Annotated in this window: 14 protein-coding genes; 3 read left to right on the top strand and 11 right to left on the bottom strand. The window is 43.0% G+C overall.

Translation table 11 applies throughout. The features are described from left to right. Positions 1-137: 137 nt before the first annotated feature. Entirely contained in the window at positions 138-770 is a 633-nt protein-coding gene (locus FZC79_RS18205) for a YesL family protein (RefSeq protein ID WP_252183386.1), read from the top strand. A 13-nt stretch (positions 771-783) separates the two neighbouring features. Here the strand turns inward: FZC79_RS18205 and FZC79_RS18200 are convergent, their stop codons facing one another. The 6 genes from FZC79_RS18200 to xylA all read right to left on the bottom strand — a co-directional run bounded on the left by FZC79_RS18200 (position 784) and on the right by xylA (position 8,360). Continuing rightward, a complete protein-coding gene (locus FZC79_RS18200) occupies positions 784-1,404 on the bottom strand; it encodes a polysaccharide deacetylase family protein (protein ID WP_148948174.1) in 621 nt (206 codons plus the stop codon). A gap of 1,083 nt (positions 1,405-2,487) precedes the next feature. Continuing rightward, entirely contained in the window at positions 2,488-3,471 is a 984-nt protein-coding gene (locus FZC79_RS18195) for an aldo/keto reductase (RefSeq protein WP_148948173.1), read from the bottom strand. A gap of 16 nt (positions 3,472-3,487) precedes the next feature. Beyond that, positions 3,488-4,522, bottom strand: a complete 1,035-nt coding sequence (locus tag FZC79_RS18190; RefSeq protein WP_148948172.1) for an aldose epimerase family protein — start codon at positions 4,520-4,522, stop codon at positions 3,488-3,490. A gap of 18 nt (positions 4,523-4,540) precedes the next feature. After that, complete coding sequence (locus tag FZC79_RS18185) at positions 4,541-5,197, bottom strand: SGNH/GDSL hydrolase family protein (RefSeq protein WP_148948171.1); 657 nt, start codon at positions 5,195-5,197, stop codon at positions 4,541-4,543. 253 nt (positions 5,198-5,450) lie between these two features. Continuing rightward, a complete protein-coding gene (xylB, locus tag FZC79_RS18180; protein ID WP_148948170.1) occupies positions 5,451-6,950 on the bottom strand; it encodes a xylulokinase in 1,500 nt (499 codons plus the stop codon). Positions 6,951-7,028: 78 nt separating this feature from the next. Continuing rightward, positions 7,029-8,360, bottom strand: coding sequence for a xylose isomerase (xylA, locus tag FZC79_RS18175; protein ID WP_148948169.1), 1,332 nt, complete (start codon positions 8,358-8,360; stop codon positions 7,029-7,031). A 276-nt stretch (positions 8,361-8,636) separates the two neighbouring features. Here xylA and FZC79_RS18170 point away from each other — a divergent pair, with 276 nt between their 5' ends. Further along, positions 8,637-9,797, top strand: a complete 1,161-nt coding sequence (locus FZC79_RS18170) for an ROK family transcriptional regulator (RefSeq protein ID WP_252183385.1) — start codon at positions 8,637-8,639, stop codon at positions 9,795-9,797. 928 nt (positions 9,798-10,725) lie between these two features. On the opposite strand, the gene FZC79_RS18165 is transcribed toward FZC79_RS18170, so the two are convergent. Continuing rightward, positions 10,726-10,941, bottom strand: a complete 216-nt coding sequence (locus tag FZC79_RS18165) for a helix-turn-helix domain-containing protein (protein WP_148948168.1) — start codon at positions 10,939-10,941, stop codon at positions 10,726-10,728. Between the two features lie 10 nt (positions 10,942-10,951). Further along, positions 10,952-11,431 carry a DUF2975 domain-containing protein gene (locus tag FZC79_RS18160; RefSeq protein WP_148948167.1) on the bottom strand — a complete coding sequence of 160 codons (480 nt, stop codon included), beginning with the start codon at positions 11,429-11,431 and terminating at the stop codon, positions 10,952-10,954. 428 nt (positions 11,432-11,859) lie between these two features. On the opposite strand from FZC79_RS18160, the gene FZC79_RS18155 reads away from it, so the two are divergent. Continuing rightward, positions 11,860-11,985, top strand: a complete 126-nt coding sequence (locus tag FZC79_RS18155; RefSeq protein WP_148948166.1) for a YjcZ family sporulation protein — start codon at positions 11,860-11,862, stop codon at positions 11,983-11,985. Between the two features lie 453 nt (positions 11,986-12,438). On the opposite strand, the gene FZC79_RS18150 is transcribed toward FZC79_RS18155, so the two are convergent. From FZC79_RS18150 to FZC79_RS18140, 3 genes are all read right to left on the bottom strand, one after another. Continuing rightward, the gene (locus FZC79_RS18150) at positions 12,439-12,567 is read right to left on the bottom strand and encodes a YjcZ family sporulation protein (protein WP_148948165.1); all 129 of its coding nucleotides are present in this window, start codon (positions 12,565-12,567) and stop codon (positions 12,439-12,441) included. 197 nt (positions 12,568-12,764) lie between these two features. Beyond that, positions 12,765-13,295 (bottom strand): GNAT family N-acetyltransferase, encoded by a 531-nt coding sequence (locus tag FZC79_RS18145; protein ID WP_148948164.1) that lies wholly within the window; start codon positions 13,293-13,295, stop codon positions 12,765-12,767. Positions 13,296-13,467: 172 nt separating this feature from the next. After that, on the bottom strand, positions 13,468-14,190 hold the full coding sequence (locus tag FZC79_RS18140; RefSeq protein ID WP_252183384.1) for a YwaF family protein: 723 nt from the start codon (positions 14,188-14,190) through the stop codon (positions 13,468-13,470). Positions 14,191-15,604: the final 1,414 nt, after the last annotated feature.

Raw genomic sequence — 15,604 nt, 5'->3', positions numbered from 1 at the left:
TACTATCTCGAATTAATAGTTTTTTAATATACTATAACTCATTCCATCAGAAAGGTTAATACTATTCCTAAAAATCAAAATATAGTTTATACTTAAAAGAGTAAAGTGAAAGCGCAGACATAAAGGGGAATTTGTTAATGAATAATCGAATGATGAGCGGACTGTACTCCTTAACAGAATGGATTACGAAGTTTGCTTTTTTAAATATTTTATGGATTGCTTTCTCCTTACTGGGAGTGATTCTTTTTGGGCTGCTGCCCTCGACCGTTGCACTGTTTACCGTATTGCGAAAGTGGATGATGGGCGAAACAGAATTCCCGCTCTTTCCGCTCTTCTGGAAGACCTACAAAGCTGAGTTTTTTAAAAGTAATTTGCTGGGAGGTATCTTTTTTCTCCTGGGAGGGCTCGTGTACCTGAACCTGGAATTCATGAATGCGAACGGAAATCTGGGTCTTCAAGTCGTGCATATCCCGCTTTATTTGATCATCCTGGCCATTTCGATGACCGTCTTGTATACCATTCCAGTATATGTTCATTATAATATCGGCCTTTTTCAAGTCTTTAAGAATGCCTTTCTAATTATGCTGCTGAACCCGCTGCCAAATCTCATGATGCTTGTTGGCACTGCCTCGACACTATTTGTCATGAATGCACTGCCTGCTCTACTGCTCTTCTTTGGCGCAAGTTTCACCGGTGCCATCATTATGGCAGCCAGTTACCTTGCATTTCAAAAAATCGATAAGAAACAAAAGGAAGCACAGACAATCTGATTGTGCTTCCTTTTTATTTTGCGAGTTTAAGTAACTCACTGATAGTGACCAGCTTCCAGCCTTCTGCAGTCCATTGGGGAATGAGCCGGCTTATGGCCTCCAAAGTTTGAGAGCGATCACCATAGCCATCGTGGAAAAGTATTATAGCTCCGTTTGAAAGAACTGAACGTGTCTCTTCTAAAATATGATTGACTCCTGGTTGCTCCCAGTCCCTGGCACCCAGATTTAAAGCACCAATGAGATGGGAGTACCCTTTCCCTTGAAGAGCGGTTTCAGTTACATGGTCAAAGTCTAGAAACGGCGGTCGGAAGGAAGCTGGTTTTTCACCTGTCAGCCTCTCTATCAATAACTCCGTCTTTGTTATTTCCTCCACACATTTCTCATGGGATAACTCAGTCAGTTTTGGGTGGGTATAAGTGTGATTACCAATCTCATGACCTAGTTCTGCAGCCCGCTTAACAAGCTTCGGGCACCTTTCCATCTGTTCCCCGATCATATAAAAGGTGGCTTTAGCATTGGCTTTCTGTAAAATCTCTAAAACCTGTGGAGTATATAAAGCGTTAGGGCCATCGTCAAACGTGATGGCCAATACTTTTTCGTCTGTGCGGACTTTATTTATCATAAGAGCAGGCATTGAGCGGCACTCCTTTTTATGAGGTTATCTTGAATCTCAACTCAGCGGGCTTATGGCTTCTTTTTGCTTTGTAATACTGGATGGAGACCTCTTAGTCGGTAACTTGTATTGTGAGTTGTTACTTAAATAGCATCAAAACGCCAGAAAAGGAATTTGATGCCGTAAAGAGAGCGTTTAAACAGCATCAAATCGCCAAGAAGGGCATCTGATGCTATAATGAGTGCCTTTAAACAGCAGTAAAACGCCAGAAAGAGAATCTAATGCTGTAATGAGTGCCTTTAAACAGCATCAAAACGCCAGAAAAGGAATTTGATGCCGTAAAGAGAGCGTTTATACAGCATCAAATCGCCAAGAAGGGAATCTGATGCTATAATGAGTGCCTTTAAACAGCCTTAAAACGCCAGAAAGAGAATCTAATGCTATAATGAGGGCCTTTAAACAGCATCAAAACGCCAGAAAATGAAACTGATGCTGTAAAGAGTGCCTTTAAACAGCACTAAAACGCCATAAAGAGAATCTGATGCTGTAAAGAGTGCCTTTATACAGCATCCAAACGTCAGAAAGAGAATCTGATGCCGTATAGAGAGCGTTGGAAGCTGCTTTCTTGATAACCCTTTATTATTTTTGACTGAGTGTGGACATCTAGGGGTCTGCTTGATTACCTTTTCAAGAAAAATAATTGCATCCGGGCACCTAGGAACCCGCTTGGTTACCTTTTCAAGGAATTTAACTGCATCAGGGCGCCAAGCAGCCTGCTTGGTTACCTTTTTAAGGAATTAAAATTGCATTAGGGCACCTAGAGGCCCGCTTGGTTACCTTTTCAAGAAAATTCAACTGCATCCGGGCACCTAGGAAGCTGCTTGGTTTCCCTTTCAAGGAAATTCAACTGCATCCGGGCACCAAGAAGCCTGCTTGGTTACCTTTTTAAGGATTTATAATTGCATTAGGGCACCTAGAGGCCCCCTTGGTTACCTTTTCAAAAAAATTTAACGGCATCCGGGCATCTAGCAGACTCCTTGCTTACCTTTTCTAGGAAATCTAACGGCATCAGGGCACCTAGCAGACCTCTTAAAGAACTAGATATTAATAAGGCCCTCGGATAGCCCCCTCCACACTCTCTTTATAAAAGTTTTCAATCTTCTCCAATTCATCTGCTGAGAAAGATTTCGTCTCCAAAGCAGACAAATTATCCTGCACTTGTTTTTGATTTTTAAATCCCGGGATGACCGCGGTGATTTCTTTCTGGTCGAGTATCCATCGCAAGGAAGCACTCGCCATTGAGTTTCTATCTTCAGCGATCCACTTCAGCTGTCCGGCTAGCTCGACTCCTTTGCGGAAGCCCAGTCCGGCAAAGGTTTCACCAACATTGAATGCTTCCCCATTTTCGTTGAAGCGGCGGTGGTCGTCCTCTTCAAAAACATGAGATGAATCGAATTTTCCTGTCAGCAGGCCGCTTGCGAGCGGAAGCCTCACCAGAAGTCCAACACCATTTTGATGAGCTTGCGGAATCAAGGTTTCCAGCGGTTTTTGGCGGAACATATTAAATATGATCTGCAGGCTTTGCACTCCAGGATACTGCAGGCTGATCAGCCCCTCTTCAACCGTTTCGACACTGACTCCATAGTGACGGATCTTTCCTTCTTCTTTTAACCGGTCAAGAACCTGAAAAACACTCCCGTCCTTGAGGATTTCACTTGCCGGGCAATGAATTTGAAACAAATCGACCGCTTCTCTTTTCAATCGGCGAAGACTGTCTTCACAGTAGGATTTCACTTGCTCGTAGCTGTAGTTTGCAGGGTCTGATATATCACCTTGGCGGCAGAATTTTGTTGCTATGTAAATCTCATTTTCTCTGCCTTTGGTCGCTTTAGCCAACAGCTCTTCGCTGTGGCCGTCTCCGTATACATCTGCGGTATCAAAGAAGTTTACTCCTTGATCCATGGCGTAATGCAATGACTTCAGCGCTTCTTCGTCACTGGTTTTTCCCCATGAACCCCCAATAGCCCATGTTCCAAAGCTGACCTCACTGATCTTAATACCTGTATCACCTAATTCACGATAATTCATTTGCCATTCTCCTCTCTTATTGAATTCCAAAAGTATATTTAGTAACGGAAGAGTATTTTTTATCGGGTGTTAAGACAACCGAAGGAAATTCGGGATGGTGGACAGCATCCGGAAACGCTTGTGTTTCCAAACAGATTCCAAGGTGTTTCGCTCCTGGTGTCCCCCTGAAAGGTCCAGCCCCGTCCAAAGAATTACCTGAATACACCACTACTGCAGGTTCATCCGTTTCGACAGTCATGACACGCCCGCTTTCCGGATCCTCCAGCCTGATTTCCCTATCATGATTGGTATTCAGTACAAAGGGATGGTCGTATCCTTCTCCTGCTAAAACAATTTGAGGATGAGAAGCTTTTGCACCTATATCAATAGAAGCGCCTTGCCTTAAATCAAAGGGGGTGTGATCTACACTGAGCATACGTCCAGTAGGAATGGATTCTTCGTCCAGTTCTAAAAATTCATCACTCTTTATTGTAAGTATGTGCTGCAGGACATCTCTCTTCAGGCTGCCGCTCAAATTAAAATACGAATGATTTGTGAGGGTGACCACTGTTTTTTTATCTGTCCGCGCTTCATATCTGATTTTCAATTGGTCATGGTCATCCAGTGTATAAGTAACCGATGAATGCAGGCTGCCCGGATAGCCTTCTTCACCATCCTTGCTCAGGTATGTAAATCGGACTCCATCTACCAGGATATCTGCCTGCCATACGACTTTATTGAACCCCTGCAGGCCCCCATGAAGATGATTACGGCCAATATTCTGCGGAAGAGTATAAACTTTCCCATCCAATTCAAACGCTCCGCCGCGAATCCGTCCGCCAACCCTTCCAACAACCGCACCCAGGAAAACAGGATCCTCCACATAGTCTTTCAGTGAATCATGGCCGATAACAATGTTTTCAAAGTTTCCATTTTGATCCGGTGTAATGATTTTCGTAATGATGCAGCCGTAATTTATTGCTGTGATCTCGATTCCATTCTCATTCTTCAGAGTGAAAGATGTGACAGCCTGCTCCCCGATTCGGCCGAATTCTTGCTGAATGATCTCCATTATACTTCCTCCTTTTTATCAGGTTTGGTTCCAGTCGAAGCCAATTTCTTTTAAAAATGATCTGGCTAGAACCATATGCCCGGCGGTTGAGGGGTGGACTCGGTCCCAGGCAAGTGCCGCCGGATACAGGTCCTCCAGCACCTTGTTGAAAGCTGCTTGCGTATCTATGAATAAACAGCCTGTATCCTTCGCTATTTTCTTCACAACTTGTCCATATTCGTCCATAGTACGGCGCATGAGATCCTTTTCATTCGGCTCCAGGTAAAATGGGGACAGGAGCACGATTTTCTTCACTGATGCCTCCGCTTCGGTTACGAGTTTCCTCAGTGTCTTTTCATATTCTTCAATAGAGACGTGCTCATCTGTGATGAATGGTGTATCGTACTGCCTCCAAACATCATTGATTCCAATCATGACCGCCAGCCAATCAGGCTTCTGTTCCAGCACATCCTCTTGCCAGCGGCTTTTCAGGTCACGGACCGTATGGCCGTTGATGCCCTTATTCACCACTCTGACTCCTAAATCAGGATAAACTGCCTGCAGAAGTCCATCCACGAAGGAAACATACCCATTGCCCAAAGATCCCGGCAGTCCTTCTCCTTCAGGCTTAGCCCTCTCACAATCTGTCACAGAATCGCCGATAAAAAGCAGCTTTTCCCCTTTCTGCAGTTTCATTCCTTTCTCCTCCTCTCTTTTCTAGGCTCTTTTGTTACATTTTTTGACCCTTTAATTTTGATTCTGCAAATCATCAGGAGAAGAAAAGGACTGTTCTCCATTTTAAGAAACAACCGCTATAACCCGAATCAAAGTCTCGGATTTCACCTTAAGCGGCAATCCATGTGTAAATAGCACTATTTTTAAAAGAATAGAAGCCGGCCAGCCTGATGGCATGGAGGCTTCTGAAATTTCTGCAGGGTGATGGAAAAGATCACTTCCTAAACTCTCTTAACCTCTCATTCATTTCTCTGGTTTGATTATAGATTTCCTGGTAGACTGCGAATACTTTTTTATAGGTTTCCACATTTTCAGGGATGGGCTCATAGGTTTTCGATACGGATATGAAATCCTTCGCACACTCCTTCAAAGTAGGATACCATCCGCATCCAAATGCCGCCAGCATAGCCGCTCCCATACCAGGGCCCTGTTCACTCGCCAGTTTTTCGATAGAGCTGTTAAAGATATCAGCCTGCATCTGCAGCCAGGTTTCGTTCTTTGCACCCCCGCCGATTGAAATGATCGTATCGATGGTTTTCCCGCTATTTCTGAACACCTCAATGGACTCATTCAATGAGAATGTTATTCCTTCCAGCACCGCTCTGGAGAAGTGTTTTCGTTCATGTGAAGCATCAATGCCGATAAAGCTGCCGCGGATGGTTGAATCTGCATGAGGTGTCCGTTCGCCCACTATGTAAGGAGTGAACACTAACCCATTGCTGCCTGCAGGAACTTCTTCAATTCCTGTTAAAAATTGCTGAAAGGATTCCTCTTTGGCAAATGTATCCTTGTACCAGCTCAGGCTGTACCCTGCTGCAAGTGTGACTCCCATTGTATAGAATGAATCCTGCTCCCCGTGATTAAAATAATGTACTTTTCCTTCAAAGTCGAGGTCACTTCTTTCCTCATAGGAAAGGACCACACCGGATGTACCTATACTGCAGAGTGTTCTGCCTTCAGAGAGAATACCGGACCCAATGGCACCGCAGGCATTGTCCGCTCCTCCTGCAAAAACTTTAGTCTCTTGAGATAAACCGGTTCTCTGTGAGAATTCACTTGTAATGCTGCCAACCAGTTCATGTGATTCGATAAGTTCCGGGCAAAATTCTGCAGTTAAGTGGAAACTATTAAGAATCTCCCTGCTCCACTGCCGCTCGGCCACATTCAGCATCAAAGTTCCTGCAGCATCTGAATACTCCATGTGAACTTTTCCTGTCATGCGGAAACGAAGATAATCTTTAGGAAGCATGAACGTACTTGCCCTTGAAAAGATTTCCGGTTCATTTTCCTGCACCCAAAGAATTTTAGGCAGAGTGAACCCTTCTAATGCCGGGTTTTTAGTAATTTGAAGTAACCTGTCCCTGCCCATTGTTTCATAGATTTCCTGACATTGCTTGGTTGTTCTTGTATCATTCCAGAGAATGGCATTTCGCAATACCTGGTGGCTTTCATTTACTAAAACGAGGCCGTGCATCTGCCCCGAAAAACTGATGCCTTCGATGTCTTTCACATCTCCAGGGAAATCGCTGATTAGTTCAGCCAGCCCCTCTCTTGTTTTTTCCACCCACTCCTCAGGATCCTGTTCACTGTATCCGGATTTTTCGATGATAAGTGGATATTCTTTTGAAACTTCATTACTAACTTCACCTTTTTGATTGACGAGTAAGATTTTAACGGCGCTTGTTCCGAGGTCTATTCCGATCACATATTTCATTTTTTTCTTCCCTTCCTATGAAAATATGCTGGAGTAGGTATACTGCCAGCATATTTTCTAAGATTTATTGAATTGGATTTATGCCTTTACACTCGTTAATGTTTCCAAGAGATACTGGTTGATGACCGCCTTCAGACGCTCTGTTCTTCCTGACGTGTTCTTGATTTCTTTAAGCTGCAGAGCGTGGGCTTCGAGCTTGCGGAAATCTGCTCTTCCCTCTACGATATCCAGGCCAATGCCTTCATTGTAACTGCTGTAGCGCTCTTCTACAAAACCATCAAGCACTCTGTCTTCAATCATTCTGCTGGCTACTTTCAAACCAATAGCGAATGCATCCATGCCTGCGATATGAGCGTGGAACAAATCATCTGCTTCGAAAGACCCTCTTCTCACTTTTGCATCGAAGTTCAATCCGCCTTTGCCAAGCCCGCCATTTTTAAGGATTTCATACATTGCTAAAGTGTTAGAGTACAAGTCTGTCGGAAACTCATCCGTATCCCACCCTAGAAGAGTATCTCCCTGATTGGCATCTACAGAACCAAGCATGCCGTTAATGCGTGCCGTTCTCAGTTCATGCTCGAATGTATGTCCTGCCAAAGTGGCATGATTCGCTTCAATATTGAACTTGAAGTAGTCAGTTAGATCGTATTTTTGCAAGAAAGCAAGACCGGTAGCGACATCAAAATCATATTGATGCTTCGTTGGCTCTTTCGGCTTAGGCTCGATTAAAAACGGAACATTCAGACCGATTTCTTTTGCGTAATCCACAGCCATATGGAAGAAACGTGCCAGGTTATCTTGTTCAAGCTTCATATCTGTGTTAAGAAGAGTTTCGTACCCTTCACGTCCGCCCCAGAAAACATAGTTCTCGGCACCAAGTTCCTTCGCAACCTCAAGTGCTTTTTTGACCTTCGCAGCAGAGTAAGCAAATACATCTGCATTCGGCGATGTAGCTGCACCATGAACATAGCGTGGATTGGTGAACATGTTCGCAGTATTCCAAAGAAGCTTCGCCTTGCTCGTCTTCATATATTCTTTAATCATCCCGACGATTTCATCTTGATTTTCATTTGTTTCTTTCAATGTTCTGCCTTCAGGAGCAATGTCCACGTCATGGAAGGCGAAGAATGGTACATTCAGCTTCTCAAAAAGTTCAAATGCTGCTTCAACGCGTGCTTTTGCTAAATCCATCCCCTGGAAGTGATCCCATGAGCGGATAGCCGTTCCTGCTCCGAAAGGATCCGTTCCGTCTGCCGTAAAAGTATGCCAGTAAGCTACAGAGAAGCGCAGAAGCTCTTCCATTGTCTGCCCGTTAATCACTTCTTCCGGATTATAATATTTAAATGAGAAAGGGTTGGTCGATGAAGCACCTTCAAATTGAATCTTGTTTACTGTTTCAAAATAAGCCATGCTGGTTCCCCCTAAGATTTTAATTGGTTTTATGTAAAGGCTTACAAAACCTTTATTTGACCTCATTATAGCATCACTTACTTAGTTTGTCTATTGTATAAACTAAGTTAATATAATAATATTCTTAATGAGGGCTGTTATGCTTTAAAGTGCTGAAAGGGACTGTCCCTTTCAGCACTTTAAAGGGGTAAAGCACCATCACTTTCAACGGTTTGTATCCTCAGTAAACTAAGTATGTGATATGATTAACGTATTATTTCATAAGGAGTTTTTTCAGTGGGAACGATAACATGGAATCAGCAAAGAGTCAAAAAAAATAACAAAGCACTTGTACTTCAAATGATTATCGAGAAAGAACCAATCTCCAGGGCGGATATATCTCAGGTTTCAGGGCTGCATAAAGCAACCGTCTCCTCCCTTGTCAATGAGCTGCTTAATGAAGAGCTCATCTATGAGTCAGGTCCAGGCGAATCCAGCGGCGGACGCCGTCCTGTTATCCTTCATTTTAATAAGGTCACTGGTTACGCAATCGGCATTGATATCGGAGTGAATTATGTCCTCTGTGTCCTGACAGACTTGAAAGGCAATATCATTACAGAAAGAAATCAGTTTGTGACCGAGACACCCTACCCCGCTATCCTCGGTGTGATTCAGGAAATGATTCAGTCAATTATGGATGACATGCCGAACAGCCGGTATGGAATTGTCGGTATAGGCGTCGGAGTTCCTGGCATCATCAACAAAGATGGAACTGTCCTTCTTGCTCCCAACCTCGGCTGGAAGACGATTCAGTTAAAAAGAGATCTGGAAAACCTCTACCGCCTACCTGTCCTCATTGAAAATGAAGCGAATGCCGGGGCCTTCGGTGAGCAGCAGTTCGGAGCTGGACAGGATCATCCTAATATGATCTACGTGAGTGCAGGAATTGGGATCGGCGTCGGCATCATTATGAACAAAGAACTTTATCAGGGGAAAAATGGATTTTCCGGTGAAATGGGCCATATGATCATCGACATGGACGGAAAATCGTGCAACTGCGGCAGTAAAGGCTGCTGGGAAGCTTATGCATCAGAGCACGCTTTGCTTGAATTGGCTGGTGATACAGGAAAATCTCTGGAGTCATTGATCAATCATGCCAGAGAGGGAGATGAAAATGCACAGGAGCTTTTTGCAAAGATCGGCCGGTATCTGGGATTCGGCATCAACAATATCATCAATACCTTTAACCCTGAACAGGTGATCATCGGCAATCGGCTGGCACTTGCGAAAGAATGGATTCACCAGCCTTTAACAGAGACAATCAAAAACCATACTCTCCCTTACCACCAAAAAGAAGTTAGGCTGAATTTTTCTAAATTGAACAATTACTCAACCGCTATGGGCGTTTCTGCTTTTGTCGTCGAAAACTTCATTAAAGAGGAAGCCAGGGCAAAATAATAACTCTCATTAACAAAGAACATCTAAACCATCTGGAGGCGCTGATAAGCACCTCTTTTTTTATTGCATGTTTGCGAACTTTTTTGGTGCGGAAGTGAATATTCTCTCAGGCGATTCTATTTTAAAAAGCAGATATCAGCCCAACATCTTCTTAATCCAAATACCATAAAAATATCACTTCAAAAGTATGGCTAATATTATAGCCAATTCAATTATGAAACACCCTTTTTTTGAATATAAGAGAAACTTCAGAATAAAGGTGGTGGGTTGATGGTACTTAATCTTTCGTTGAGGCTGAAGTCGGTTTTGTTCACTCTGCTTTTATTAATGGGACTTCCCTATTGGGCTTTTCTGAAAACAGGGTGTCCATTTATGGAATGGACACTAGTAATTGGTGTTTTAATAACGACAGGCATTTTTGTTGTCACGGGCCTGGCTACAGAGCGTTTGTTGAAGATACAAAAACCAGAGCTTTACGTTCTCCTCCTTTTTGGGTTTCACTCATTTATACACTCGTCGTTTCTTATCTTACCTATATCTATTATGGGAAATTTTTCTAACCTATAGACAAGCCTTTTCTCTGCTATTTTTATTAGGTTTTTATTAACCGGGAGCTTTTTTAGGGGCTGAGGCTGATACAACCTTTTTAACAAAAAGTTTATAATACTTTCAGAAATCTCCCTTAAGTCTCAATTCTTCTCTCTAAATGAGAAAACCAGCTCTTTCCATACTGTGAAATTTCAGAGGTGCAATAAAATATAGGGCTGAAGTACAAGACCAAGAGATCATTTACACTGAACAATGGAAATAGACTTAGAGATAAAATTGTCTCTAAGCCTTTGCTGAGATGGTCAAATGAGCAAAAAAAGATAAAATAGCCCCTCTTCCCTTTATATTCTTTTAGGGCGAGGGGCTTTCTCTCTCAAAATCATTGGTCTTCATCACTTTTATACTCCAAAATATCTCCTGGCTGACAATCCAAAGCCTTGCAAATCGCTTCAAGGGTTGAAAACCGGACCGCCTTGGCCTTGCCGTTTTTCAAGATAGATAGATTGGCCATCGTGATTCCCACTCTCTCCGATAGTTCTGTCACACTCATCTTCCTTTTAGCCAGCATCACATCAATATTAATTATAATTCCCATGTCATTCACCTCAGACCGTTAAATCATTTTCTGATTTTATATCGATGGCGCTCTTTAACAGCTTTTGAAGCACAGCCGCGAACACTCCGATCACCATTGAAGCCGCAATGATAACCATTCCTATTAAAATTACACCTGGGGCGTCATCTATTTCTGCGAAGATGTAAAAAAGCGGCAGGCCGATTACATATAAACCGCTGATAACCGCTGCACAAAATTTGATGGTCTTCAATGCGTTAACTGACAGTTGGGAGAAAGCTTTGTTTCCGTCGATAAACTGTAAAAGCTTAAACGCTTGGTACAGAGCAAAGTAGAATGGAATCGCTGATATATACATCAAGATTACAATGCCGAATAAAACCCACGCCCACTCCGAATTGCTTTCAACTCCCCACTTCGCCATCACGGGCAGCCCGAATATACAAAGAGCGAGGACCGGGGCCCCAATCAAGAACAATGCCGCCTTTAAAAAAAGTGTTTCCCGTTTCATAATAAGCACCTCACATTAAAAATAATATTCTTAAAATGATTTTACTTCATTATTTATTGATATTCAATAAATGTTTATTGTAATACACTTTATTGGTTTTCATACAGAATCAATTCCGTATTTCAGTGTCTTAACGTTTTCCATAACAATTGAATATGAATCTGGACATTCTGTGACACCTGAAAACACCGTGCAGTGCAGCTTGCCTCGTTTCCTCCTGGTCATTGATGACAGAGACCCTGCAACTGCAGCGATACTGTTCTCTAAAAATCAGACCTACATTTATAATCCGCTCTTATATACACAGTTACACTGCTGTATATCAGTTACCATTCACACGTTAATTTGACTTCCTAAAAAATTCATTACGAACCTCGAAGTTTGCCCCAACATACTATATTTTATCCTGAAAGAAGGAGGTGTGTTGAATGGGTCAAGAAGGTGGTTACGGATATAATGCAGGTTTTGCTTTGCTTGTTGTATTGTTTATCCTGCTGATTATCATTGGTGCTTCATGGGCTGGCGGCGGCTACGGCGGTGGTTACGGCTACTAATCCTTTCAAAAGTTTATATTAGCAGCAGGTCTTTTCAGGCCTGTATTTTTTACTGAAAAAGACCATTCAATACATTGAAAGAACCATCTTCAGTGGCAGGATGCACACTTGAAGATGGCTCTTTTCAAGCTTTTTAGTTCATACATACATTAAATCATTCATTCCTTGTAAAAAAGGCTTGTCCCTCAGGTGATAAGCCTGCTCTCTTTCATATTAGTTCCATATTATGTATTATCCGATCCCATATCTCCTTTTCATTGATAGCAAAATCCCCTCTAAAAGGGGGATTTTCTTTAAGCTAAAGGCTAAAGTTGAAAAAAAATAGTCACTGGGCTTCCACGAATAAAATAATTTTATTTAAAATCCGTTTGTTCAATGTTGCAACAAGAAAAACAGCCAATAAAAAAGTACCCGAATTCATTCGGGCACTCCAGTTTCAGGATGCTGCCTAAATTAGCAGTGACCGCCTGTATACGCTGCTCCTACGATGATCAATAGGATGAACAGAACAACAATCAGCACAAACGTAGATCCTGCGCCGCCATAACCGCCGCCGTATCCATATCCGCCGTAACAACTCATTATTATTCCTCCTTTCCTAGAGCAATATCTCTATAGTTATACAATATGTATCACTGTTATATAGTGATTGTACTTATGCCTAACAGCTTATTTTATGATAAGGTTGGCTTTTAAACAGAACCCCTCCAGCATCTAAGAAAACCACTTTCACTTCTGAATTTATTAGTGACATCTCCTTCTCCTCTTAGTTAAGGTAATTACATGCGGAATTCCATCAGCCAGCAATCCTGGTAAACTCCTTCGTGCAGCTCACTTTCAGGAAGTAACTTAACCTTTTGGAATCCGCATTTTTCATAGCATCTTATTGCCCGGGTGTTACGAGTCTGCGGATCCATTACAACGACATCAGCGCTCTTTTCTTTTTTTAGAAATTCTGTCATTGAGGATACAAGCAGTGCCCCCACCCCTTTATTCCAATACTCGGGTTCTCCAATGAATTGGTCCATTCCGAATACCTCTTCAGAAATGTACCCATGCTCAGCAGCTATTTCAACGTCCAAAGGGTAGTATTGAATGTAACCAATAGCCACTCCATCAAAGTGCACTAAACATTTTACTTCATCATCATGCGTATCAAAGAATACCTGCTCAACCTTTTGTAAATCAAAAGGGTTGTCCCTTCCTTCATAAAATTCCAAAACACGCGGGTCAGAAAGCCATTTCACCAACAGCGGCTTGTCATTATCTTCTAATTCTCGTATTGTCAGCGATTCATTGCAAACTATCATCCAGCAGCCATCCTTTGTTTAACTATTTTAGCAACCTAATTTTACTATAATTTTCAGTCATTAAGGTCTGTTTACTTAGGTGAAGGCAAAAAAAGATGCCGGTGTACTCTGATTCGTTATGAGGCCAACCGGCATTTAAAATATTGATCAGAGTGACCACCTCCCCATCTGTTCAGGATGAAACCCCCTTTCTCCTTCTCTCTCTTTTCTCATAAATCCCCATTGGTAAATAGGTAAGGAAAAACAAAAACAGTGCGGCGATTTCAAGATTAATGTAATACCAAATGCCTGTGCCAAAGAAGGTTAAAAACGTATTAGATTCTGTAGGATCTGCTAAATAAAAGAAGTTCGTACCCAGAAAAAGATTCAGGAAGTAAATCGGCATAGCAAGAAGATTCAACATCAAAAAGCCGGTCCACACCGCTTTTTTCGGAACCCTGTATCCTTCATAAACAATGAAGTATATAACCGTCCAGGCGATAGCTGAATGATGCAGAAAGTACTTAATGAAACGATAATGAGGAAATTGGTAAAAGACTTCAGGAGTAACCATACTTAATATCGGAGGTAAAAATCCAATGAAAAACAACAAGTAAAACGCTTTCTTACTGGGCTTAAGAAACAAGAAAACGGCTATAAAAGTACTGATCGAGCACAAGTGGAAAGGCAGGCTGCCGAGCTCCCATTGATTAGTGGAGATTACCCATACCTGGGCAGAAATCTCACTAAGGACCAATATGCTCAGTAATATCCACTTGATGAAAGACTGATAAGGCCTTAAGAGCTCACGAAAGACAACCAACCAGATGCTTACCGCAGCAAAAAGCAAAAGAACAGTGATATGCGGGACTGAAAATAACTCAAAAGTGCGCATTTCCGTTACCGAAAACATCATGCCACCCCTATCCCTATAGATTCATGCGGTTATCATTATTAGTTTATTCGGTGAAGCCTGCTCTTTAGAAATTGTCCGGAAGCATTAGGCAGCTTTTCACTGGTAATGCCCTATGATCATGTATATGAGTAGTTACTTTGAGTACATAAGGTGTATCCAAAGGGCGGCCGTTAAAATATAAGTTTTGGCTTTGAGGCATAGATGTGTATCTAGAGACCGAGGGGGGAGTAATGGTTTTTAGGCCGGGATGTGTAACCAGAGGCTGCGGGTGGATACATGAGTTTCGGATTAGCACCCGGGATGTGTACCCAGAGGTCGCGGGTGGATACATGAGCTTAGTTTCTAGCCCGGGATGTGTACCCAGAGACCGATCCTGGGTACATGAGTTTTGGATTTGAGACCGAGATGTGTATCCAGAGGTCGCGGGTGGATACATGAGTTTTAGTTTCGAGCCCGAGATGTGTATCCAGAGGTCGCGGGTGGATACATGAGTTTTAGTTTCGAGCCCGGGATGTGTATCTAGAGGCCGAGGGTGGATACATGAGTTTTAGTTTTGAGCCCGAGATGTGTATTTAGAGGTCGCGGGTGGATACATGAGTTTTAGTTTCGAGCCCGGGATGTGTACCCAGGGACCGATCCTGGATACATGCGTTTTAGTTTTGAGCCCGGGATGTGCATCCAGAGACCGAGTGTGGATACATGAGTTTTAGTTTCGAGCCCGGGATGTGTATCCAGAGGCCGAGGGTGGATACATGAGTTTTAGTTTTGAGCCCGAGATGTGTATCCAGAGGTCGCGGGTGGATACATGAGTTTTAGTTTCTAGCCCGGGATGTGTACCCAGGGACCGATCCTGGATACATGCGTTTTAGTTTTGAGCCTGAGATGTGTATCCAGAGGCCGAGGGTGAATACATGAGTAGTGGTTTTGAGACCGAGATGTGTACCCAGGGAACGATCCTGGATACATGAGTAGTGGTTTTGAGACCGAGATGTGTACCCAGAGACCGATCCTGGGTACATGAGTAGTGGTTTTGAGACCGAGATGTGTACCCAGAGGCCGAGGGTGAATACATGAGTAGTGGTTTTGAGACCGAGATGTGTACCCAGAGACAGATCCTGGGTACATGAGTAGTGGTTTTTAGACCGGGATGTGTACCCAGGGACCGATCCTGGATACATGAGTTTTAGTTTTGAGCCCGGGATGTGCATCCAGAGACCGAGTGTGGATACATGAGTTTTAGTTTCGAGCCCGGGATGTGTATCCAGAGGCCGAGGGTGGATACATGAGTTTTAGTTTTGAGACCGAGATGTGTATCCAGAGGTCGCGGGTGGATACATGAGTTTTAGTTTCTAGCCCGGGATGTGTACCCAGGGACCGATCCTGGGTACATGAGTTTTGGATTTTAGACCGAGAT

Origin of the sequence: Rossellomorea vietnamensis (assembly GCF_008180615.1) — a bacterium.
Lineage (GTDB): Bacteria > Bacillota > Bacilli > Bacillales > Bacillaceae_B > Rossellomorea > Rossellomorea vietnamensis_D.
The sequence above is the reverse complement of the archived record's forward strand: the minus strand, read 5'-3'. Positions and strand labels throughout refer to the sequence as shown.

Bases quoted from the DNA above. Each gene is read 5' to 3' on its own strand.
- FZC79_RS18205 (WP_252183386.1), top strand. From the start codon at position 138: ATGAATAATCGAATGATGAGCGGACTGTACTCCTTAACAGAATGGATT.
- FZC79_RS18200 (WP_148948174.1), bottom strand. From the start codon at position 1,404: ATGCCTGCTCTTATGATAAATAAAGTCCGCACAGACGAAAAAGTATTG.
- FZC79_RS18195 (WP_148948173.1), bottom strand. From the start codon at position 3,471: ATGAATTATCGTGAATTAGGTGATACAGGTATTAAGATCAGTGAGGTC.
- FZC79_RS18190 (WP_148948172.1), bottom strand. From the start codon at position 4,522: ATGGAGATCATTCAGCAAGAATTCGGCCGAATCGGGGAGCAGGCTGTC.
- FZC79_RS18185 (WP_148948171.1), bottom strand. From the start codon at position 5,197: ATGAAACTGCAGAAAGGGGAAAAGCTGCTTTTTATCGGCGATTCTGTG.
- xylB (WP_148948170.1), bottom strand. From the start codon at position 6,950: ATGAAATATGTGATCGGAATAGACCTCGGAACAAGCGCCGTTAAAATC.
- xylA (WP_148948169.1), bottom strand. From the start codon at position 8,360: ATGGCTTATTTTGAAACAGTAAACAAGATTCAATTTGAAGGTGCTTCA.
- FZC79_RS18165 (WP_148948168.1), bottom strand. From the start codon at position 10,941: ATGGGAATTATAATTAATATTGATGTGATGCTGGCTAAAAGGAAGATG.
- FZC79_RS18160 (WP_148948167.1), bottom strand. From the start codon at position 11,431: ATGAAACGGGAAACACTTTTTTTAAAGGCGGCATTGTTCTTGATTGGG.
- FZC79_RS18155 (WP_148948166.1), top strand. From the start codon at position 11,860: ATGGGTCAAGAAGGTGGTTACGGATATAATGCAGGTTTTGCTTTGCTT.
- FZC79_RS18150 (WP_148948165.1), bottom strand. From the start codon at position 12,567: ATGAGTTGTTACGGCGGATATGGATACGGCGGCGGTTATGGCGGCGCA.
- FZC79_RS18145 (WP_148948164.1), bottom strand. From the start codon at position 13,295: ATGATAGTTTGCAATGAATCGCTGACAATACGAGAATTAGAAGATAAT.
- FZC79_RS18140 (WP_252183384.1), bottom strand. From the start codon at position 14,190: ATGATGTTTTCGGTAACGGAAATGCGCACTTTTGAGTTATTTTCAGTC.